Annotated in this window: 22 protein-coding genes; 11 read left to right on the top strand and 11 right to left on the bottom strand. The window is 63.1% G+C overall.

The features are described 5' to 3' along the window. Window positions 1–102 precede the first annotated feature (102 nt). Both FHX14_RS29625 and FHX14_RS29620 read left to right on the top strand, forming a co-directional pair. Complete coding sequence (locus tag FHX14_RS29625; protein WP_003587858.1) at window positions 103–1,473, top strand: TIGR03808 family TAT-translocated repetitive protein; 1,371 nt, start codon at window positions 103–105, stop codon at window positions 1,471–1,473. 99 nt (window positions 1,474–1,572) lie between these two features. Then, the gene (locus tag FHX14_RS29620; protein ID WP_012556967.1) at window positions 1,573–2,238 is read left to right on the top strand and encodes a glutathione S-transferase family protein; all 666 of its coding nucleotides are present in this window, start codon (window positions 1,573–1,575) and stop codon (window positions 2,236–2,238) included. A 1-nt stretch (window position 2,239) separates the two neighbouring features. Here FHX14_RS29620 and FHX14_RS29615 read toward each other — a convergent pair whose 3' ends face one another. Beyond that, on the bottom strand, window positions 2,240–3,136 hold the full coding sequence (locus tag FHX14_RS29615) for a LysR substrate-binding domain-containing protein (RefSeq protein ID WP_003587862.1): 897 nt from the start codon (window positions 3,134–3,136) through the stop codon (window positions 2,240–2,242). Between the two features lie 114 nt (window positions 3,137–3,250). Between FHX14_RS29615 and FHX14_RS29610 the strand changes: the two genes are divergently transcribed. Beyond that, complete coding sequence (locus FHX14_RS29610) at window positions 3,251–3,445, top strand: hypothetical protein (RefSeq protein ID WP_003587863.1); 195 nt, start codon at window positions 3,251–3,253, stop codon at window positions 3,443–3,445. Window positions 3,446–3,527: 82 nt separating this feature from the next. On the opposite strand, the gene FHX14_RS29605 is transcribed toward FHX14_RS29610, so the two are convergent. Beyond that, window positions 3,528–4,019: a GNAT family N-acetyltransferase gene (locus tag FHX14_RS29605; RefSeq protein ID WP_037073936.1), complete on the bottom strand. Its 492-nt coding sequence runs from the start codon at window positions 4,017–4,019 to the stop codon at window positions 3,528–3,530. 350 nt (window positions 4,020–4,369) lie between these two features. Then, on the bottom strand, window positions 4,370–4,723 hold the full coding sequence (locus tag FHX14_RS33240) for a hypothetical protein (RefSeq protein WP_246713496.1): 354 nt from the start codon (window positions 4,721–4,723) through the stop codon (window positions 4,370–4,372). A gap of 32 nt (window positions 4,724–4,755) precedes the next feature. Here FHX14_RS33240 and FHX14_RS33235 point away from each other — a divergent pair, with 32 nt between their 5' ends. The 3 genes from FHX14_RS33235 (at window position 4,756) to FHX14_RS29590 (ending at window position 6,578) form a co-directional block, all read left to right on the top strand. After that, window positions 4,756–5,349 carry a phosphodiester glycosidase family protein gene (locus FHX14_RS33235; protein ID WP_246713495.1) on the top strand — a complete coding sequence of 198 codons (594 nt, stop codon included), beginning with the start codon at window positions 4,756–4,758 and terminating at the stop codon, window positions 5,347–5,349. 138 nt (window positions 5,350–5,487) lie between these two features. Continuing rightward, on the top strand, window positions 5,488–6,138 hold the full coding sequence (locus tag FHX14_RS29595; RefSeq protein ID WP_003587867.1) for a glutathione S-transferase family protein: 651 nt from the start codon (window positions 5,488–5,490) through the stop codon (window positions 6,136–6,138). A gap of 74 nt (window positions 6,139–6,212) precedes the next feature. Then, the gene (locus tag FHX14_RS29590; protein ID WP_003587868.1) at window positions 6,213–6,578 is read left to right on the top strand and encodes a hypothetical protein; all 366 of its coding nucleotides are present in this window, start codon (window positions 6,213–6,215) and stop codon (window positions 6,576–6,578) included. Here FHX14_RS29590 and FHX14_RS29585 read toward each other — a convergent pair. Together FHX14_RS29585 and FHX14_RS29580 are read right to left on the bottom strand one after the other, a co-directional pair. After that, window positions 6,563–7,183 carry a glutathione S-transferase N-terminal domain-containing protein gene (locus tag FHX14_RS29585; RefSeq protein WP_003587869.1) on the bottom strand — a complete coding sequence of 207 codons (621 nt, stop codon included), beginning with the start codon at window positions 7,181–7,183 and terminating at the stop codon, window positions 6,563–6,565. The two genes, FHX14_RS29590 and FHX14_RS29585, sit on opposite strands and share 16 nt — an antisense overlap. A 269-nt stretch (window positions 7,184–7,452) precedes the next feature. Then, window positions 7,453–7,809, bottom strand: a complete 357-nt coding sequence (locus FHX14_RS29580; protein WP_003587870.1) for a hypothetical protein — start codon at window positions 7,807–7,809, stop codon at window positions 7,453–7,455. 140 nt (window positions 7,810–7,949) lie between these two features. On the opposite strand from FHX14_RS29580, the gene FHX14_RS29575 reads away from it, so the two are divergent. Next, a complete protein-coding gene (locus FHX14_RS29575; protein ID WP_184380549.1) occupies window positions 7,950–8,705 on the top strand; it encodes a DeoR/GlpR family DNA-binding transcription regulator in 756 nt (251 codons plus the stop codon). Here the strand turns inward: FHX14_RS29575 and FHX14_RS29570 are convergent, their stop codons facing one another. After that, a complete protein-coding gene (locus FHX14_RS29570) occupies window positions 8,706–9,713 on the bottom strand; it encodes an asparaginase (RefSeq protein WP_003587873.1) in 1,008 nt (335 codons plus the stop codon). It abuts the gene before it with no gap. A 746-nt stretch (window positions 9,714–10,459) separates the two neighbouring features. Between FHX14_RS29570 and FHX14_RS29565 the strand changes: the two genes are divergently transcribed. Continuing rightward, window positions 10,460–11,671, top strand: coding sequence for an MFS transporter (locus FHX14_RS29565; protein WP_003587876.1), 1,212 nt, complete (start codon window positions 10,460–10,462; stop codon window positions 11,669–11,671). A 28-nt stretch (window positions 11,672–11,699) separates the two neighbouring features. On the opposite strand, the gene FHX14_RS29560 is transcribed toward FHX14_RS29565, so the two are convergent. After that, window positions 11,700–12,323, bottom strand: a complete 624-nt coding sequence (locus FHX14_RS29560; protein ID WP_003587877.1) for a metalloregulator ArsR/SmtB family transcription factor — start codon at window positions 12,321–12,323, stop codon at window positions 11,700–11,702. A gap of 102 nt (window positions 12,324–12,425) precedes the next feature. On the opposite strand from FHX14_RS29560, the gene FHX14_RS29555 reads away from it, so the two are divergent. Continuing rightward, the gene (locus FHX14_RS29555) at window positions 12,426–13,847 is read left to right on the top strand and encodes an MFS transporter (protein ID WP_003587878.1); all 1,422 of its coding nucleotides are present in this window, start codon (window positions 12,426–12,428) and stop codon (window positions 13,845–13,847) included. Here FHX14_RS29555 and FHX14_RS29550 read toward each other — a convergent pair. The 4 genes from FHX14_RS29550 to FHX14_RS29535 all read right to left on the bottom strand — a co-directional run bounded on the left by FHX14_RS29550 (window position 13,834) and on the right by FHX14_RS29535 (window position 17,927). Continuing rightward, window positions 13,834–14,832, bottom strand: coding sequence for an NAD(P)H-quinone oxidoreductase (locus FHX14_RS29550; protein ID WP_037073241.1), 999 nt, complete (start codon window positions 14,830–14,832; stop codon window positions 13,834–13,836). The two genes, FHX14_RS29555 and FHX14_RS29550, sit on opposite strands and share 14 nt — an antisense overlap. Window positions 14,833–14,982: 150 nt before the next feature. Next, window positions 14,983–16,815, bottom strand: coding sequence for an EAL domain-containing protein (locus tag FHX14_RS29545; RefSeq protein WP_184380547.1), 1,833 nt, complete (start codon window positions 16,813–16,815; stop codon window positions 14,983–14,985). A 157-nt stretch (window positions 16,816–16,972) separates the two neighbouring features. After that, complete coding sequence (locus tag FHX14_RS29540) at window positions 16,973–17,215, bottom strand: type II toxin-antitoxin system ParD family antitoxin (protein WP_003587881.1); 243 nt, start codon at window positions 17,213–17,215, stop codon at window positions 16,973–16,975. Between the two features lie 163 nt (window positions 17,216–17,378). Further along, on the bottom strand, window positions 17,379–17,927 hold the full coding sequence (locus FHX14_RS29535; protein ID WP_003587882.1) for an HdeD family acid-resistance protein: 549 nt from the start codon (window positions 17,925–17,927) through the stop codon (window positions 17,379–17,381). A 141-nt stretch (window positions 17,928–18,068) separates the two neighbouring features. Here FHX14_RS29535 and betI point away from each other — a divergent pair, with 141 nt between their 5' ends. Further along, entirely contained in the window at window positions 18,069–18,764 is a 696-nt protein-coding gene (gene betI, locus FHX14_RS29530; RefSeq protein ID WP_003587883.1) for a transcriptional regulator BetI, read from the top strand. Between the two features lies 1 nt (window position 18,765). After that, on the top strand, window positions 18,766–20,229 hold the full coding sequence (gene betB / locus FHX14_RS29525; protein ID WP_003587884.1) for a betaine-aldehyde dehydrogenase: 1,464 nt from the start codon (window positions 18,766–18,768) through the stop codon (window positions 20,227–20,229). Window positions 20,230–20,319: the final 90 nt, after the last annotated feature.

Here is a 20,319-nt window from a genome sequence, read left to right as displayed (position 1 = left end):
TGTCCGAGGCGACAACCGCGATTCCGGCCGCCTGTGCCAGAAAGAGGCAGGCGCGTCTGGCATGTTTCGTGCTACGGGCGCGTTATGACGAGAGAACCAGGAATGCCTTCCCGCCGCGACATGCTTTTCTTCCTCGCCGCCGCGGCGGTTGCGGGAGGTTCAGCGCCGCGCGCGCTTGGCGCACCGCTGGCGGCTGCCGGACAACCCGATCTGCGCGGCGCGATCGACGCGGTGGAATATCGCGCCATTCCCGACAGCGGCGACCGCAAGACCCGCAACCTGCAGCAGATGATCGAACAGGCGGCGCGCGAGAACGTGCCGGTCTTCCTGCCACCCGGCACCTATCGAGTCGCCAATCTCAACCTGCCCGACAATACCCGCATAACAGGCGTGCCCGGCGCCTCGCGGATCGTCTATACCGGCGAGGGCCACCTGTTGGCGGCGGCAAATGTGCGCCGCATCGAGCTTTCCAACCTCGTCATCGACGGCGGCAACCGCCGGCTCGGCGACACTGCCGGCGGGCTCGTCCAATTTACCGGCGTCGACGAGGTGCTGATCGACAATTGCGACATCGGCGGCAGCCGCAAACACGGGTTGCAGCTGGAGCGCTGCGGCGGGCGGATCGAGCGCAGCCGTATTTCTGGCGCGGCCCAGGCCGGGCTATATGCGGTCGATTCCGCCAATCTTTCGATCACCGGAAACACGATCACCGATTGCGGCAATGGCGGCATTCTGGTGCATCGCTGGAACAAGGCGGAGGATGGCACGATGGTTTCCGGCAACCGCATCTCCAACATCCGCGCCAATGACGGCGGCACCGGCCAGAACGGCAACGGCATCAACATCTTCCGCGCCGATGGCGTGATGGTGGTGAACAACCATATTTCCGACTGCGCCTTCACGGCGATCCGCGCCAATTCGGCCTCGGACATCCAGATCAGCAACAACCAGTGCCGACGATCCGGCGAGACGGCGATCTATGTCGAATTCGCCTTCGAGGGCGCCGTCGTTTCCGCCAACATGATCGACGGGGCGGCGAACGGCATCTCGATCGCCAACTTCGACGAGGGCGGCAGGCTGGCGACCGTCACCGGCAACGTCGTGCGCAACCTCACGCTGAAAGGCCCCTACAAACACGAGGTCGGCTTCGGCATCGGCATTGCGGCGGAGGCCGACACGCTGATTTCGGGCAATGTGATCGAGGGGGCGCCGCGCTGGGGCATGCAGATCGGCTGGGGGCCTTATCTCCGTAATGTCGTCGTCAGCGGCAATGTGGTGCGCCAGGCGCCGGTGGGATGCGCTGTGTCGGTCGCCGACGGCGCCGGCACCGCCGTCATCACCGACAATGTCTTCCAGGAGACCGCTGAAGGCGCGGTTTTAGGCTTCCAATGGGAGAAGAAAGTCTCGGCCGAGATGGCCGGCGGCGGCGCGCCCTACAAGCAGCTGACCGTCGAGCGAAACCGCGTTTCGTGAAGAACATCAAAAGCTTTCATCATCCCATCAGCGGCAAGGACTTTTCCAGGCTCAATCGCGCATCTACGGTCTCGCGGACAACATCGAGGGGACAAGATCATGCTGACAATCTACGGAGTCTATCGATCGCGGGCGTCGCGCGTCTACTGGATGGCTGAGGAGCTCGGACTCGAATTTCGGTCGGTGCCGGTGCTGCAAGCCAGGCGGTTGGCGGAGCCCCTATCCGAGAGCGCGCCGTTCAACACCCACTCGCCCGATTTCGCTGCCGTCAATCCGATGGCGCAGATCCCCAGCATCAAGGATGGCGATTTCGTCATGCACGAGTCGCTGGCGATCAATCTCTACCTCGCCCGCAAACATGGCGGGCCGCTTGCAGGACAAACCGTCGAAGAAGACGGATTGCTGACGATGTGGACCGTCTGGGCCGCCTCGCAGGTCGAGCCGCATTCGGTCAGGATCGTGCTGACCTATGATAACGGCCTCGAAAACAGCCAGGAGGGCAAGGAGACGATCGCCGCCTCCTGTCATGCCTTGCGCAGGCCGCTTGCCGTGCTCGAAGGCCAGCTTGCCGGCCGGCAGTGGATCGTCGGCGACCGCTTCACCGTCGCCGATCTCAACATTGCCGAGGTGCTGCGCTACGCTCAGAGTGAAGAAGCGCTGTTCGATGCGCATCCGAATATCAAGGCCTGGATCGAGCGCTGCCAGTCGCGCCCGGCCTACAAAAGGATGCAGGAGACGCGTGGCAGGGAACCGATCGAGGTCTGAATTATCGGAACAGCGCAAGCGTGCCGGCCATTTCCTCGCGGATCCAAGCCTTGAAATCCCTGACCTTCTTCGGCTCGCGCGTGCCTTCGGCGGTGACGAAGTAGTGGCCGAAGCCGGTGCGCGCGCGAATGCCGAAGGGGGCGACCAGCCGGCCTTCGGCAAGCGCAAAGGCGGCAAGGGTCTGCCAGGCGAGCATGACGCCTTGCCCGGCGATCGCCGCATCGAGGCACAGCGAGGCATCGTTGAAGACGTGGCGGGTCGCAGGTGTCGCGCCTGACAGGCCCGCCTCGCGCATCCAGACATCCCAGGAGAACATGGCGCGGCCGTCGACGACGGCAGGCAGCGCCAGGATATCGGCGGGCGCCTTCAGTTTCGCCGCCATCTCCGGCGAGCAGACCGGAAAAACCTCCTGCTCCAAGAGCAGTTCGGCCTTCACGTCAGGCCATTTGCCGGCGCCGACGCGAATGCCGATATCGACATCGCAGAGAGCGGGACTGACGAGATTGGTGGTCGCATCCAATCGCAGCTTGATGTCGGGATGACGTTCGGCAAAACGATCGAGCCGGCAGACGAGCCAGCGGGCGGCAAAAACCGGCGCCACCGAGATCGTCAGGATCGTATCGTCCTTGCGTTGGGCAATCGACACGGCCGCCGAAAGACGGGCAAAACCTTCGTCGAGCGCCAGCAGTATTGGCCGGGCGGCTTCGGTCGTCATCATTCCCCGGGCGGTGCGCTCGAAGATCACCAGGCCAAGCTGCGCCTCCGCCTTGATGACCTGCTGGCTGACGGCGCCAACCGAGACGCCGAGTTCGTCGGCGGCCGCCTGCAACGAGCCGAGCCGACCGACGGCCTCCAGCGCCCTGAGGCCGTTGAGATGCACAGTGTTCAGGTTCTTCATATATAGTTTTTCTATAGCAGAACCGCATTAATCTCAATTGAAAACCCGCCTGAGGGAGCAGAGATTACGGACTACGGCGATCGTCCCCGCCGTTTGGAGAAAGCGAGGCATGCCATGTCGTTGCTGAAGTTTTTCTTGAGGCCCGCCCTAGCCCTCAGCGGCGCAGACGCGCCCCCAGCCTGGAAGAACGATCCGCTGCGGCATCCGGAGGTCGAGCGCATGTCGATGCGGGAAATTGCCGATCTGCCGCTTGGAACAGAGACCGGTCTTGCCGCCGAGGCCAAACCGACGCTGGCGAAATGCGCGTGACGATGCGCACCCGTTTCAGCCGGCCCTGAAACGCGCCGCATCACTCGCGTGACGCGACGCGCTTTGTTCCGAGCGACTTGCCTCAGTCCACCGAAGCCTGCCAGCAAATCACGCGACCGTCTTCCGGATCAATGCGCTGGCCGATGCGGATGAAGCCGTTGCGCTCGAGGACACGTTGCGAGGCGATGTTTTCCACGCCCGTATCGGCCGAAACGAGCGTCACGCGCGGGTCCCTCCGCGCCCATTCGAGCAGTTCGCCGATTGCGCGCGTGACGTAGCCACGCCGCTCGCGGCTCGGTGCAATCCCGTAGCCGATGTGGATTTCGCCGTTCTCAGGCGCACGAATGAGGGAGCACAGCCCGACGATCTCGCCATCCTCGACAATCAACCAGGCCGACGGGGTAAAATCGGCGCCGATCTCGGCGGCGATCCGCGCCAGCATCTGCAGCACCTCAGGCGGCGCGATGGCGCTATCGGAAACCAGGCGCGTATCTGCGGGCGCGGCGCCGTTCAGCAACGCGGCGAAATCATAAGCAGTCAATTCGATGATCATATTCTTCTCGACATTGGACATGCGCCAGCTTTGGCGCGTCATGGCCGAGCAGCAAGACTAGCCCTCGATTGAATTCGAGCCGCCTCTCGTCCTTCCGCCTCGGCCGGTGCGTTCTGAATATTTTGCGACGGCAAACAAAGGCGTTCTCCTCTTCGGGCCCGATCCCGGAATGAGCGGATGCGGATTGATATTGAGGGCGACCGGCTTCTTTGTCCAGCCGTTACGGAGGACTGGCCCCGGCAGGCTGAAGGGCTATTTCGACAGAGCGGGCAACACGTCCACCGTAGAAAAACCTTACTTGGCGGTTGCATTCGCGCGACGCTACGCCAACCCGGCGTCGCGAAGCCCTATCTGTTTCAGCAAAGAGATTTTCAGTGCCAGCAATTCGAAAAATCCTGTTCGGACTCCTCGCAATTTTCACGGTCGCCATTGTCGTCAGCGCCGGCTGGCTCTGGCAGGTCGCGAGTGCTTACGGTTTCAACACCGTCTTGCGGCGCGGTGGAACCTATTGGATCGACATGAAACCTGACGACGAGCGTCTTTCCGCCTCCATGCGTTTGGCGTTGAGCCCGGTCATCCCGGCCGTTTTGCCCGGGCCGCTGGTCTGGCAGGAGCCGGAGACGGGCTTCGAGGTGGCGGAACTGCCGGTTCTTGCCGATGGCCGCGAAGTCGACCGGATCTTGCTCAGCCGAATTGACCCGGCCCGCTTTCGATTCGTCACGCATAATGCGGCTGCTGGCGATACCGGCATCGACGAATGGGAAAGGTTTTGCCGAACGCCGTGCTCATCGTCAACGGCGGTTATTTCGACAAACATGGCAGGCCCGATACGCCGTTCATCAGCGAAGGCATTGCGATGGGTCCTCAGCAATATGACGCGAGGGCCGGCGCCTTCACAGCCGGCAAAGACACTGCCGATATCCGCGATCTGACCCGTCAAGATTGGCGGACCGCCTTTGCCGGCGCGTCGAACGCCATGGTCTCCTATCCGCTGCTGATCGGCGATGACGGGCAGACGCATGTGAATGTGAAAAGCCGCTGGCTCGCCAACCGTACGTTTGTCGCCAAAGACGATTTGGGGCGTGTCGTCATCGGGACGACAAAGGACGCGTTCTTTTCCCTCGACCGGCTTGCGGAGTTTCTCAAGACCTCGCCGCTCAATCTCAAGGTCGCGCTCAATCTTGACGGCGGTCCCGTCGCCTGCCGGAGCGTTCGGCTGAATGGCTATCGGCAAAAATTCTACGCAAGGTGGGAGTCTCAGGCGGACGACAACAAAGTAAGCCTGCTCCGCTGGCCGATTTCCGAGGCCAATTGGGCGATGCCGATGGTGCTGACGGTCGAGCGGAAGTAGGTGAGGATCTGGCGATCGTCGCAAGGCCAGCGAGGATTATCGCGAGCATTGTCGGAATCGCGTTTCGCCAGCCGTCTTCAAGCCATTGCATAACGCCTTACATCGCATCGATCTAAGGATAATCATATGGAGGAAGCGATGACGATTACCATTACCGCCTTTGAACGCTCGCCCGATCGCGGCCGGGGCCTGGCGCGCGACATGCGCGTTCGCTGGGCGCTCGAAGAAGCGGGCCAGCCTTACGAGGTTCGTCTCGTTTCGTTCAAGACGATGAAGGAGCCCGCGCATCTGGCGCTTCATCCTTTCGGGCAGATTCCGACCTATGAAGAAGGCGATCTTACTCTGTTCGAGTCCGGCGCGATTGTGTTCCATATCGCCGAGCGCCATGCGGGCCTGCTGCCTGCGGATGCGAATGCCCGGGCGCGCGCTGTCACCTGGATGTTTGCTGCGCTCAATACGGTGGAGCCGCCGATCTTCGAGCGCAGCCTCGCCACCATCCTCGAGCGCGACGAACCCTGGTACGAGCAGCGCCTGCGCGCCCTTGGGGACAGCATCCGCAAACGGCTGGACAGCCTTTCCGCTCGCCTTGGCGATGCCGACTGGCTCGATGGCGCGTTCAGCGCCGGCGACCTGCTGATGGTGACGGTGTTGCTCAGGGCGCAAGCATCGGGTCTCTTGGAGGAATATCCAAACCTTGCCGCCTATGTCGCCCGCGGCGAAGCCCGGCCGGCCTATCAGCGTGCTTTCGCGGCCCAACTGGCGGTGTTCACCGCCGCATCGGCCGGCTGACAAGGGCCGGCTTCTGTCCGAAGCTGTGGGGCGCAGTTTCAGCTTTCGGATCAATACAAGGGGAAGGCGAGATAATGACCGGCGACGTCGATGCAATTTTTGAGCGCCTCAAGAGGCTGGCTGCGGAAGCCGGTTTGCTCGATGTTGAGGAAAGCACCTCTTATGGCAACCCGGCGCTGAAGGTCGCGGGAAAGAGCTTTGTTGCGGTGAAGGACGCCGAGACGATCGTCATCTCGATAGGCCTGGACGACAAAGATCATCTGCTCGAAATGGCGCCCGACATCTATTTTCAGACCGCGCATTATATCGGCTGGCCGCATCTGCCGGTGCGCGCCGCCGTGATCGGCGACGAGGAATTGCGATTGCGGCTCATCGGCGCCTGGCTGTTCCGGGCGCCGAGGAAGCTTGCTGCCCGTTTCGGATGTCAGCCGCCATCGTAGGCCAGCGCCCGCTGGACGGCGGGGCGCTGCAGCATGCGGGCGTGGTGATCGCTCACCTCTACGAAACGGGCGGGATCGACGCCGTCGGACGGCAGCCAGCCGGTCATGACGAAAAGATAGGGATCGGCGATCGAATAGCTCTCGCCCATCACCCACGGGCCTTTGAACATCGTCTCTTCGATCAGGGTGAAACAACCGGCCATATTCTCAGGCACCTTGGCCTTCATTGCCTCGAGTGCCGCCTGATCGTCGGCCCAGCGGGAGCCGCGCGGGCGATGGGCATGGTTCACATGCACGGTCGAGCAGAGATAGCTGTTGAAGGACTGCAGCCGCGCCATGTCGAAGGCATCGCCGAGCGGCGCCAGCTTGGCGGCCGGCGCGCTTTCGGCGATGAAGCCGAGGATTGCCGGCGTTTCCGTCAGCACGCCGCGATCGGTGACCAGCGCCGGCACCCGGCCCTTCGGATTGATCTTCAGATAGTCCGGCGAGCGCTGTTCGCCATTGGCGAAGCTGAGCTTCCTCGTTTCGAAGGCGAGGCCGGATTCCTCCAGGGCAATCAGGCTTGCGAGTGCGCAGGTACCCGGCGCGTAATACAATGTCAGCATGGTTCTCGTCTCCCTTTCGGGAGGTGGTATAGCGCAGGGATGCGTGCGCCGGAACCGGGGGATGATGCGACATGTCGCCAATGACCGGCGTGCCGTGGCGCGCCCCTCATCCGGCTGCCGCCACCTTCTCCCCGCTCGCGGGGAGAAGGGAACACGCCGCGACCTCTCGGTCCCCCGCAGACCTTTCGCAGGGCACGTCCCCTCTCCCCGTTTTTACGGGGAGAGGGCTAGGGTGAGGGGCAAATGCATGGCACAAACTCGCCGCCCCCTCAGCCGCAGCCCGGCACATCCTCAAGCCGATGCCAGACCGGGATGCCGCGCTCCCTGGCGATACGCACGTCGTTATCGGCCCCCTTAGAGTCGCCCGGGAGCCGCAGCACGCCTTCGCAGAGCTGCAGCAGCCGGCCGGCGACCGGGTGGAAGATCTCTTCGTAAAGCGCATCGCCGACCGACTTGCCGCCGGCGGCGTGCCAGATCGGCAGGGCCACCCATTCGCCGATCATCGGCACATGGCCGGCGGCAAACAGTGCGTGTGAAGGTTCCTCCAGCCGTTTCAGGTTAGCAGCCATCTTTTCCGGGTCGTCGCCCGTTCCAGACCGATAAGGCCCGGCAATCAAAATCAGCATTTTCCACTCCATCGCTCCGCTTTTGCGTGAGCACTCCCGGCTTCATGCACGGGATTTCGTGAAAATGCACGATATTCCTTGAATGTCGAGTCTATTCGTGCAATATCGGGCCATTATGTTTGATTTCGTGCAGAGAGCCCATGCTGACGTCCCAACGCAAAACCCTCATCCTCGACATATTGCGCCGTGACGGCCAAGTGATCGCCAAGCGTGTCGCCGAGGATTTTTCTCTTTCTGAGGACACGATCCGGCGCGACCTCCGCGAAATGGCGGCGGAGGGGCTGTTGAAACGCGTGCATGGGGGCGCGATGCCGCTGGCGCCGGAACTGCCCGATTTTACCGCGCGGCGCAGCGTTTCGTCGGAGATCAAGGCGCGGCTCGGGGCTGCTGCGGCGGCGATGGTCAAGCCCGGCCAGATGATCTTTCTCGACGGCGGGACGACGACGGCGGAGATCGCTCGACACTTGCCGCGCGACATGCCGCTGACGGTTGCGACCCACAGCCCGACGATCGCCGCCGAACTCGAGCACCACCCGACGGCGGAGGTGATCCTTGCCGGCGGGCGGCTCTACAAACATTCGATGGTGGCGACGGGCGCGGCGGCGGCGGCGGCGATCTCGCAGCTGCGCCCCGATCTGTTCTTTCTCGGCGTGACGGCCGCCCATCCCGTGCACGGGCTTTCCACCGGCGATTTCGAGGAAGCGGCGATCAAACGCCATATCGCCCGCTGCTCGGCCGAAACGCATGTGCTGCTGACGGAGGAGAAGTTCGACCTCGTCTCGCCCTGCCCGGTGCTTGGAATTTCCGAGGTGGCAGGGCTGATCGTGCCGGCGGAAATGCCGGCCGAGCGGCTGAAACCCTATCGCGATCTCAAGAGCACGATCGCCGTGGCATAGTCATTCGGTCAAGGCGGACGTGACCCTGATATCGCCGACATGGATGCCGTTCCAATTGCGCATCGAGGTTGCGGCAAAGGCCGTCAGGGCGGCATGCACCTCGCTCTCCGTCTCGAAGAAACGGGCAAGTGTCGCCGCCACCATGGCTTCGGCGGCGCGGGTGGCGCCATCCTCGCATTTCAAGGCGATGGCGATGCCCTTTTCCGGGATCGCGGCGCAGAAGACGCCCTCGGCGCCTGTCTTGACGAAGATACGGCCAGGGGCAATCTGCATCAGCGCCGTGCAAGCGCGACCGGTGCCGGCGACGTAGAAGGGCTCGGCCATGCAGGCCTCGATCAGCCGGCGGGACGCCTTGGCGCGCAAGGGTTCCAAGCCGGTTCCGGTCGCCATTTTGGCAAAGCCGTGGGCAAGGCTTTTGAGCGGCACGGCATAGGTCGGGATCGAGCAACCGTCGGTGCCGCAGCTCTCGGCCCCGAGCACCGCACCGGTCAGGCTTTCCATCGCCGCGCGGATCTCGACCTGTAGCGGGTGCTCGTAGCCGACATAACCCTTCGGATCGATATCCTGATGGCAGCAGGTGCAGATGAAGCCGGCATGTTTTCCCGAGCAATTGTTGTGCAGCGCGGTCGGTGCGGCGAGCGCGCGGGCCTGCTGGATCAGGACCTTCTGGCTCATCGACCAATGGGCGCCGCATTCCAGCGCGTCGGCATTGCGGCCGGCCCGCGACAGCATGGAGGCCGCAAGCGCCACATGCTCGTCCTCGCCATTATGTGAGGCGCAGGCGAGCGCCAATTCCTTATCGCCAAAACCATAGGCGTCGGCCGCACCGCTTTCGATCAGCGGCAGCGCCTGCATCGCCTTGCAGGCCGAGCGCGGGAAAACGGCGGCTTCGATGTCACCGAGCGAGAAGACGAGCTTGCCGTCACCATCGACGACAGCCACCGAACCGCGATGGCGGCTTTCAACGAGCAGGCCACGAGTAACTTCGACGGCGACGGGATTGGTCATGAGCTCTCATCCGGATGCTGGCGGGATGCGGCAGGCATAACGCGTCGCGGCGCGAAAGCCAACGGGGTTTGGCCCACCCTCCGCCATCCAGGCCTTAAGCCGAGCATCCACACCGAATCCACCAGCGGTGGCAGCATGGATCCTCGGCTCAAGCCCGAGGAGGACGGAGTGTGGGGTGGGCTTCTGCAGCAAGAACCGCAATGCTGGGGCGGATCAGGGGGATAATTGCGCCCGCCGCAGGTCGAGCCTCAACCTCCGTCATCCCAGATCGTGAGCCTGGATCGAGCCGTTATTGATGAGGCTGCTCGGGGCGCGCCAGCTTTGTCCGCCTGGTGTGAAAAGCAGACCTTGAGGTTAGGCGCATCGGCACGCTATCTTGCAACCCAGTTCGCATCGAAGGAATTATTTTGCAATCCGGCCTATCCATTTCAGAGTCGATATTGTGGGTATTTTTCACGGTCGTCTCTCTCTGCCTGGCGTGCTGGCTGGCGCGCCGGCCCATGAGGACAAGCACTGGAATCATCCTTGGAGCGCTTCTGGGGTTGGCCTTAATATCGATTGCGTCAGTTCTGGTCGGTTTCCTCGGAAACGTTCTGCCCTTGGGCCAGATCGATTTCTGGCTCTCCGGTTTGACGGCGCAAATCTGAAGCGAACAATCATCACAGGAATTGACTGAAGCGATCGAAAACTATCGTTTCTCTGATGTATCGGATGTGGCTAAAGGTGATGCATCAGGAACCGCTCCCATGTCATCCAGCTTTTCCCTAATCCTGCGCGACAACAGGATCCGCATTCCGGCCGTGACGCTTGTGGCGCTCGCCTTCACCTATGCTTCGACCGCGCCCTATCAGTCGATCATCGGGATCAACGAACTGGGCCTCAGCAACGGCACCTATTCGGCGCTGATCTTCTTCTCGGCGATCGTCAACGTCACCACCAGCCTGACGCTCGGCATCTGGTCGGACAGGCTGAAAGAGCGGCGGCCGCTGGTGTTGGGGCTTTCGGTCGCCGGCATGCTCGGCTTCGGGTCGATCGCGATCTTTCACAGCCCTGCCGTCTTCGTCGTCTCGACGCTGTTGCTGGTGCCGATGAGCAATTCCACCTATTCGCTGCTGTTTGCCAGCCTGCGCGCCAGGACCAACCAGATGGATCGCGGCCAGGCAGCGGGGATCACCGCGACGGTGCGGGCGCTGTTTTCCGGCTCATGGGCGCTGGCGCCGGGGATGATCGGCCTTTATCTCGTCAATTCGTCGTCGATGACGCCGGCTTACGGGATCGCCGCCCTGGCAAGCTGCACCTGTTTCTGCCTGTATTTCTTCTTCGCGCCCGGAAACGGCACGGCCGGTCCCGCCCCCGATCAGCCCGGATTCCTGGCATCGCTGAAGCGGATTTTCATGCCCTATGTGCTGGTCCGCGTCATCGTCATGGCGCTGCTCTTCGGGCTGCAGCGGCTAAACAGCATGCTCCTGCCGCTGATCATCACCCATGCGGGGGGTGGAAGCGTGGTCGATGTCGGCTTCATCGCCGGGCTGACGGCCTTTCTCGAAATGCCGTTCATGATGATATGGGGCATGGCGCAGCGGCGGTTCCGCACCGTGCATGTGCTCGCCTTCGGCGCGCTGATCTACTGTGCCTATCTGCTGCTGCTCGGATTTGCCGCCGCACCCTGGCACATCTATGCGCTGCTCCTCCTCAACGCCTGCGGGGCGGCAGCGATCCTCAGCGTGCCGATCACCTATCTGCAGGACCTGATCGCAGATCGGCCAGGGCTCGGAACCTCGCTGATCTCGCTCAACACCTTCATCGGCACCGGCATCGCCGCCGGGCTCTTCGCTTTCGGCACATCGGTCAGCGACTATTCCGGCACCGCCTTTGTCGGCGCGGCCGCAGGCTTCGCGTCGGTCGGTGTCCTGCTTTATCTCGAAAGCGCCAGGCGGCAGGCGCGGCAGCCGGCCTGAAGCGCGCGCTGCCTGCGTGTGCTCCGCCTCAACGCGGCGTGATGCGATAGGCGCAGCGCCTTGCGCCCAAGAGGATGTGTTCGCTGCGCTCGACCTCGGCGCCGAGGGCAGCGCGAAAGGTTTCGAGTTCGGAGCGGCAGAAGCCGGCGCAGGCGGTGGCCGCCGCGCAAATCGGGCAGTGGTTTTCGACCAGCATGAAGGAGCCGTCCGCCTCCTGCCAGTGATCGGCCATATAACCCTCGCGGGTGCGGATGGCGGCAAGGCTATCGACACGCGCGGCAAGGTCGCCGGCATTTTGCAGTTCCAGCCGATAGCGCTGCAGCGTCTCAGCCTCGCGGGCCGAGATGACGGTGTCGAGAGCTGCGGGTCCGAGCTGTTCGACCAGCGTGACGAGCAGGTTTGCCGTCAGTTCGGCATGGCCGTCCGGGAATTGGCGGTTGCCCGCGGCAGTCAGGTGCCAGAGCTGACGCGGCCGCCCCCTGCCCGTGGCGCCGACGGTGACCGGCTCCACCAGCCCCTGGTCCGCCAGCTTGGCGAGCTGCTGGCGGGCGGCCTCGCCCGATATGCCGAGCGCATCGCCAATCGCGGCGCCAAGCTGCGGGCCGTCGGTCTTTATCAGGATCAGGATGCGGTTGACGGGGGACTGGCGCATATTTTTCCAAGAGGGATCTTGTTTTAATCCGGGTGGCGTGTAATTTTCCAAATTATAACTTGGAAAATTATTCTTCGCCAGAAAAAATCTCGGGGTCATTCCATGTCCGATATCGACCAGACTGCAGCCATCCCCGCCACCAACTCCCTCCTCCGCCTCTTCCTGCCCGAGCATCTGCCGGCAACGTTGATGCTTGCCGGCGGCGTCATGCTTTACGCTGTGGAGACTTACATCATGGCGACCATCGCGCCTTCGATCGTGCGTGATATCGGCGGGCTCGCGCTGTTTTCCTGGGTCACCAGCCTGTTCGTCGCCGCCGCCGTGCTCGGCTCGATTTTCGTCGCCATGCGGCCGCGGGGGATCGGGCTTCGCGCCATCTATGTGATCGCCGCACTGGTCTTCGGCGTCGGCAGCCTGATTGCCGCAGCCGCGCCGTCGATGCCGGTGGTGCTGGTCGGACGCGCGGTGCAGGGGCTCGGCACTGGGGCGCTGGCAGCGCTTGGCTACGCCTTCATCCGTTTCGTCTATCCCGAGCCGCTATGGACGAAGGCGACGACGCTCTATGCGGCGATCTGGGGTGTGGCGACCGTCATCGGGCCGACGCTTGGCGGCTTCTTTTCCGCCGGCGGCAACTGGCGCTACGCCTTCATCGTGCTGGTGCCGCTCGGCCTGGTGATGGCGGCTCTGGCGCCGCGGCTGTTGCCCGAGGTCGAAGACGACCGCGAGCAGGCGAAAACGCCGGTTGCCCAGATCGGGCTGCTGCTCGGGGCCGTGCTAATGGTCTGCACCGCCGGGACGATCGAGGTGACGGCCGCGAAAATCGCTTTGATCGCGGCCTCGATCGCTGCGGTGATCGGCATGCTCCTTATCGAAGCCCGAAGCCCGAACCGGCTGCTGCCCTCCGGCGCGGTCAGCCTTTCCAGGCCGATTGCGCGTGTCTACCTGACGATGCTGGCCATGACCGTCGTGCTCGTCAGCGACGTCTTCATTCCCTATTTCCTGCAGGTGCTGCACGGGGTGACGCCGCTTGTTTCCGGTTATCTCGTGGCGCTCGTCGCCCTCGGCTGGACGTTTTCGGCCTTCCTCAGCGGCTCGCTGACCGGCGGCCGCGCGCAGGCGGCGATCGTTGCCGGCGCGCTCATCGAGGCGGCAGCGACCATTTCGCTGGCGGTCTTTCTCGCGCGCGACAATCCGCAAGCGCATATGCTCTTCATAGTGCCGGCGGCTACGGCCATGTTCATGATGGGCTTCGGCGTCGGGCTCGGCTGGGCGCATCTCGTCGCGATGGTCCTGACGCTCGTCGCCGACAGCGAACAGGACAAGGCGTCGGCGGCGATCCCGACGATGAGTTCGCTCGGCGGCGCTTTCGGCGCGGCCTTTGCCGGCCTCATTGCCAATGGCGCCGGCCTCGTCGATCCGGGCGGCATATCCGGGGCGCTGTCGGCAGCCTATTGGCTCTATCTGCTGATGGCGCTGCCCGGCGTTTTCGCCATCGGCGTGTCACTGTCACTTAGCCGACGCTGAGCATGATCTTGCCGACATGGCTGCCATCTTCCATCAGCCGATGGGCGGCGACGACCTCTTCAAAGGCGAAGACCTTGTGGATGACGGGGGCGACGGTGCCGGCCTCCAGAAGCGGCCAGACCTCGGAGAGCAGGTCGTCGCGGATGGCGCGTTTTTCCTCCGCCGTGCGCGGGCGCATGGTGGAGCCGGTGACAGTCAGGCGCTTGACCATGATCGGCGACAGATTGACCTTTTCGGCAATGGCGCCACCGAGGAAGGCGATGATCGACAGGCAGCCGTCTTTTCCAAGCGAGGCGAGGTTGCGCTCGAAATAGGCGGCGCCGATCATGTCGAGAATGATATCGACGCCCTGGCCGGTCTCGGCCTTGATCACCTCGGCGAAATCCTCGCTTTTGTAGTTGATCGCGCGTTTGGCGCCGAGCCTTTCGCAGGCCTCGCATTTCTCGCTTGAACCGGCCGTGGCGTAAACCTCGGCGCCGAAGGCACGGGCGAGCTGGATCGCCGTCGTGCCGATGCCGCTGGAGCCGCCATGGATCAGCACGGTCTCGCCTTCGGTCAGCCCGGCCATCTGGAAGAGATTGGCCCAGACGGTGAAGAAGGTTTCGGGAAGGGCCGCGGCCTTCACCGCGTCATAGCCCTTGGGAAAGGGTAGGATCTGGCCGGCCGGCAGCAGGCAATATTCGGCATAGGCGCCGCCATTGGCGAGGCCGCAGACCTTGTCGCCGACGCGGTAGCCGCTGACGCCAGGGCCAATCGCAACGATTTCGCCCGACAGTTCCAGGCCGAGGATCGGGCTCGCATCCCTGGGCGCGGGATAGCTGCCCTGGCGCTGGGCGACATCGGGGCGGTTGACGCCGATCGCCTCGGCGCGGACGAGGACCTGTCCCTCACCCGGCACCGGAAGCGGGTGTCTGCCGATGGTCATCACTTCCGGCCCGCCGAAAGACGGCAGATCGACGAAACGCATTTCCTGAGGCAGTGACATTTCCCGAGGCAGTGACATGGCGCGGCCCTCCCTGACGCATCTTTCGGGCATTCCGAACGCAAAACCGCGACACACTTTTGCTGGAAATGCTCTGCGCCAAGGAAATAAGTCAGCCCTGCGGGCTTGGGAAGGCATGATATGGCTAGGGCGTCAATTCGCCTCGCCCAGCGATAAATGCTGCAGCAGATGAAAGACGAGGCCCTCCTCGCTCTCCTTGGCGGCCGACTTGATGACGGCGATCTCGGCGCTGACGCGGTTGATATCGTCGATGACGAGGCCTTCCGGCAGTTCGATGACGCCGATCGAGCAGCGCATCAGCGGAAACAGCGCTTCGGCGCCGGCGCGATCGTGACCGAGGATGCGGCCGGCGGCGCGATGCTCGTCCGAATAGAGATCAAGCACATCGTCGTGGAAGTCGCTGATCAGCCGGTCGAGGATCTCCGTCAGTTCCTCCTGCGTCCAGCCGACGACGCCGATGAAGAAATCGTCGCCGCCGACATGGCCGAGAAAGTGGCGCTCGGCGAAGAAGTAGCGGCGCATCAGCGCGGCAAACAGCGAGATCGCGTGGTCGCCGAGATGGAAGCCGTAGGCATCGTTGAACGGCTTGAAATTATCGAAGTCGCAGTAGCAGAAATGGCGGACCGCATCGCCGTCGCGGCCGGACTGGCGCATGAAATCGCGGATGGCGCGATTGCCCGGCAGGCCGGTCAGCGGGTTCTGGTCCTGGGCTGTCTTCAGCTGCTTCTCGTTGATGACCTTGATCAGCGAGGCGGCGGAGACGACGCCGGCATAGCGCATATTGTCGGTGAGGATCAGGCAGTTGCTGCCTTCCATATTGGCGAAGATCGCCATCAGCTGCTCGGCATCGCTGTCGAGGCCGACGATCGGGGCCATTTCGACGAAATGCGAGATGCTGCGCTCATACATCTTGTTCTTCAGCAGATCGCGGCCGAAGGGCTGGTAGATATATTCCTTGAGATGCTGCTCGTGAATGATGCCACGCGGCTCGCTGTTGGCGTTGAGCACGGGAAAGAAAGCCTGGCGCGGATTGCGGCGGAAGAGTTCGAAGACGCTGTCGATACTGTCGTTCTCATAAACCGTCGGCAGGAGTTCGATCTGCTTGCGGATGAGGATTTCATCGAGCGACTGGCTGCCGCGCTTGGTTTTTCCGAGCTCCTGCAGATGCGGGAAGGACGGCGCCAGCTCCGACATATGGGTCGTCGGGCGGGAGATGAACCAGCCCTGGACGAGATCGACGCCATATTCGCGGCAGGCGATGAATTCGGCCTCGGTCTCGATGCCTTCGGCGATGACGCGGGTGCCGAGCACGTGGGCGATGTTGACGATGCTCTTCAAGAGGTGGCGCTTGCGCGGGCTGCGATCGATCTCGGCGACGAAATGGCGGTCGATCTTGAGGTAATCGACGGCATAATCGCACAGCAGCTTTATCTCGCCGTGACCGACGCCGAAATCGTCGATCGCCAGTTTGAAGCCGGCCTTGCGCAGCTTGGAAACCAGGGCTGAGAATTCCGGCACGCTGGTATTGTCGAAACGTTCGGAGAATTCGAAGCAGACGGAGGACGGCGGAATATTGGCTTTCCGCAGGTGCTGCAGCAGGCTCTCGACCAGGCGTTCGCCATGCGGGATCAGCCGGACATCGAGATTGAGGAATAGCGTCGAGGTGGAGAAATTCGACAGGGTGGCGAATTTGGCGAGCGCGCGGCTCGCCAGCATCTGTTCGAGCTGCAGCAGCTGGCCGGCCTGATAGGCCTCGTCGAGAATGTCGACGGGCGTGTCGAAGCCGATACGCTCCTGGCCGCGCATCAGGGATTCGTAACCGAACACCGTACCGGTGCCGGCCTCGACGATCGGCTGAAAGGCGTTCTCGACCACGAGCTTGGCAAGCGTGACGATCTGGTCGCTGGCATAACGGCGCAGGACGCCGGGCTCGACGGTGGCAGCCAGGGAAGTGCCGCTCGTCATTTGGCTGATCTCCACTGTGACTTGTTCTTCTTGGTCAGGAAGATGCCCCGGAAGGATCAATGAACCCTTTCGCCAATATGAAAGTTTTGTGAAAGACGCAGGCGCGACCACGCGTTCCGCGTTTGCTTTTAATTCCAGAATACAATCAGGCGCTTAGTCAGGCGGAGCGGCGGCGCTCGGCCTCGTGATCGGCGAACATGTCGGCGACACATCTGCCGCCTGATGGAGCGCCCTCGTCGTCGAGGACATCGTCGCGGAATTCGTTGAGCTTGCGGGCCGTATCCCAGAGGCGGAGCGCCTCGCGGACGACCTCGCTGCTCGAGGCATAACCGCCCGTGTCGACGGCGGCGCGGATGCCCGCTGCCTGTTGCGGAGAGATGGAAACGGTGACCATCGGCATGAACTTCCTCCCTTTTTTATTGAGGCAGAACCCTGCCTTTGGGGGACGCATGACCATTTGCGGCGATCGTATACAGGACCACCCGCTTTTGGCGAGCGGTCCCTACCCCTTTAGTCTAATCCCCTGTCATGCCCTTGTCAAAATAGGCGTGTCAAAAAGGGCTTCAGCCGCGGATGCCGAGGCCGAAGGCGATCATCGTCGAGCCCTGGATGATGAGATCGGCGGCCAGGAACAGGCCGAGGACCCAGAGGCTGTTGACCGGCCAGCCGAGCGCGATGACGAAGCCGGCAAGAGCGGTGACGACACCGCTGGCGACGATCCAGCCCCAGCCTTTGGCCGGCTTCATCTTCCTTCCGACCCAGGTGCGGAAGACGCCGGCAATGACGAGCGCCAGCGACAGAAACAGCGTCAGCGCCGCCGAAGTCAGGATGGGATTGACGAAGGCGGAGATGCCGGCCAGCACGTAAAGCAGGCCGCTCAGCGCCCAGAACAGCACATGATCCCAGCCGCGCACCTGGAAGGCGTGGACGAGATAGATGACGCCGCCAAACAGCATGAGCATGCCGATATAATAAACCGAGACGACGGTGGCGAGCATCAGATTGCCGAGCGCGATCAGACCGCAGACGAAAAGCAGCACGCCGAGGCCGACGAACCAGAGCCATTTCGACTGCAACTGGGATGTCGGCATTTCGTCAAAGACATCAGTCATAACGCACCTCCCGATAGGTTTTGAATATGTTGCAGCAGGAGCCCGGGAAAAGATGCGACTACCGCGAGATCGTGAAAGATTTTTGTTGATTGATCAGTCAATCAAAAATACCCTGGTCAAAATTTCAAGGGAGTTGGCGCTTTGCCGAAAGTCGGAATGGAGCCGGTGCGCCGCAAGGCGCTCGTCGATGCGGCGCTGCGGGTGATCGGTGATCACGGCTCGCTGGCCGTCACCATGTCCGACATTGCCCGCCAGGCCGGCGTCTCTCCAGCCCTTGCCCATCATTATTTCGGCAGCAAGGAACAGTTGCTGATCGAGACGATCCGCTCGCTTCTGAGGCAATTGCGCAGCGATACGGTGGCGGCGCTGAAGGCGGCGCAGACGCCGCGTGCCCGGCTTTCGGCGGTCATCCGTGTCAACTTCCACGCCGACCAGTTTGCGCCCGAGACGATCGCCGCCTGGCTTGCCTTTTACGCCGAAGCGCAACGCTCGGAGGAGACGCGGCGCTTCCTGGTGATCTATGCCCGCCGGCTGCGCTCCAACCTGCTTGCCGCTCTCAAGGCGCTGCTGCCCGCCGACGCCGCAGAACGCATCGCCGAGGGCGCTGCGGCGATGATCGACGGGCTCTATATCAGGCAAAGTCTGAAATCCGCGCCGATCGGCATCGAAGCCTCGATCGCGCTGACCGAGGATTATCTGAATGCGCTTCTGACCAGCGCCTCCCCTGCTCCCCAGCGGGTGAAGGCCGAGACTGCCGCCCCCTCATCCGGCCCTGCGGGCCACCTTCTCCCCCAGGGGAGAAGGGACGACCACATCGAACCATCTAGGGACCAATGACATGAAAGCCCAGCCGAAAGCCTCGCACTTCATCGACGGCGAATATGTCGAGGATACCGACGGCACCGTCATCGAGAGCCTCTATCCGGCCACCGGCGAAGTGATCGCCCGGCTGCACGCGGCAACGCCTGCAATCGTCGAGAAGGCGATTGCGGCGGCCAAACGCGCCCAGCCGGAATGGGCGGCGATGAGCCCGATGGCGCGCGGGCGCATCCTCAAGCGCGCTGCCGACATCATGCGCGAGCGGAACCGGGCGCTGTCGGAACTGGAAACGCTCGATACCGGCAAGCCGATCCAGGAGACGATCGTCGCCGATCCGACCTCGGGCGCCGATGCCTTCGAATTCTTCGGTGGCGTTGCACCCGCCGGCCTCAACGGCTCGCATATCCCGCTCGGCCAGGATTTCGCCTATACCAAGCGGGTGCCGCTCGGCGTCTGCGTCGGCATCGGCGCCTGGAACTATCCGCAGCAGATCGCCTGCTGGAAAGCTGCACCTGCGCTCATCTCAGGCAATGCCATGGTCTTCAAGCCCTCGGAAAACACGCCGCTCGGCGCCCTGAAGATCGCCGAGATCCTGCATGAGGCGGGGTTGCCGAAGGGGCTCTTCAACGTCATCCAGGGCGACCGCGATACCGGGCCGCTGCTCGTCAACCATCCCGATGTCGCCAAGGTGTCGCTGACCGGATCGGTGCCGACGGGCCGCAGGGTGGCAGCGGCTGCGGCCGGCAATCTCAAGCATGTGACGATGGAACTCGGCGGCAAGTCGCCGCTGATCGTCTTCGACGACGCCGATCTCGATTCGGCGGTCGGCGGCGCAATGCTCGGCAATTTCTATTCGACAGGCCAGGTCTGCTCGAACGGCACCCGCGTCTTCGTGCAGAATGGCATCAAGACGGAGTTCCTCAAGCGGCTGAAGGCGCGCACCGAGGCGATGCTGATCGGCGATCCGCTGGATGAGGCGACGCAGATCGGCCCGATGGTTTCCTGGGCGCAGCGGGAAAAGGTGGTCGCCTATATCGAGAAGGGCAAGGCCGAGGGCGCAACGCTTGTCGCCGGCGGCGGCATTCCGAACAATGTCTCCGGCGAAGGCTATTACATCCAACCGACCGTCTTTGCCGACGTCACCGACGAGATGACCATCGCCCGGGAAGAGATCTTCGGGCCTGTCATGTCGGTGCTCGATTTCGACGACGAGGACGAGGTCATCACACGCGCCAATGCCAGCGAATTCGGCCTCTCCGGCGGCGTCTTCACCGCCGACCTCAGCCGCGCCCACCGCGTCGTCGACCGGCTTGAGGCCGGCACGCTGTGGATCAATGCCTACAACCTCGCACCGGTGGAAATCCCCTTCGGCGGCTCGAAACAATCCGGCTTCGGCCGGGAGAATTCGCTGGCAGCGCTGGAGCATTACTCCGAGCTGAAGACGGTTTACGTCGGCATGGGGCCGGTGCAAGCGCCGTACTAAAGGGCGCAAGATCCTGCCCCTCACCCTAACCCTCTCCCCGTAAACGGGGAGAGGGGACGTGACAAACGGGGCGGTCAAGAATGCCGAAAC

The sequence above is a fragment of the Rhizobium sp. BK619 genome, from assembly GCF_014195245.1.
GTDB lineage: Bacteria > Pseudomonadota > Alphaproteobacteria > Rhizobiales > Rhizobiaceae > Rhizobium > Rhizobium acidisoli.
Note: the sequence above shows the minus strand (reverse complement) of the source record. Positions and strands in the feature narration are given on the sequence as shown.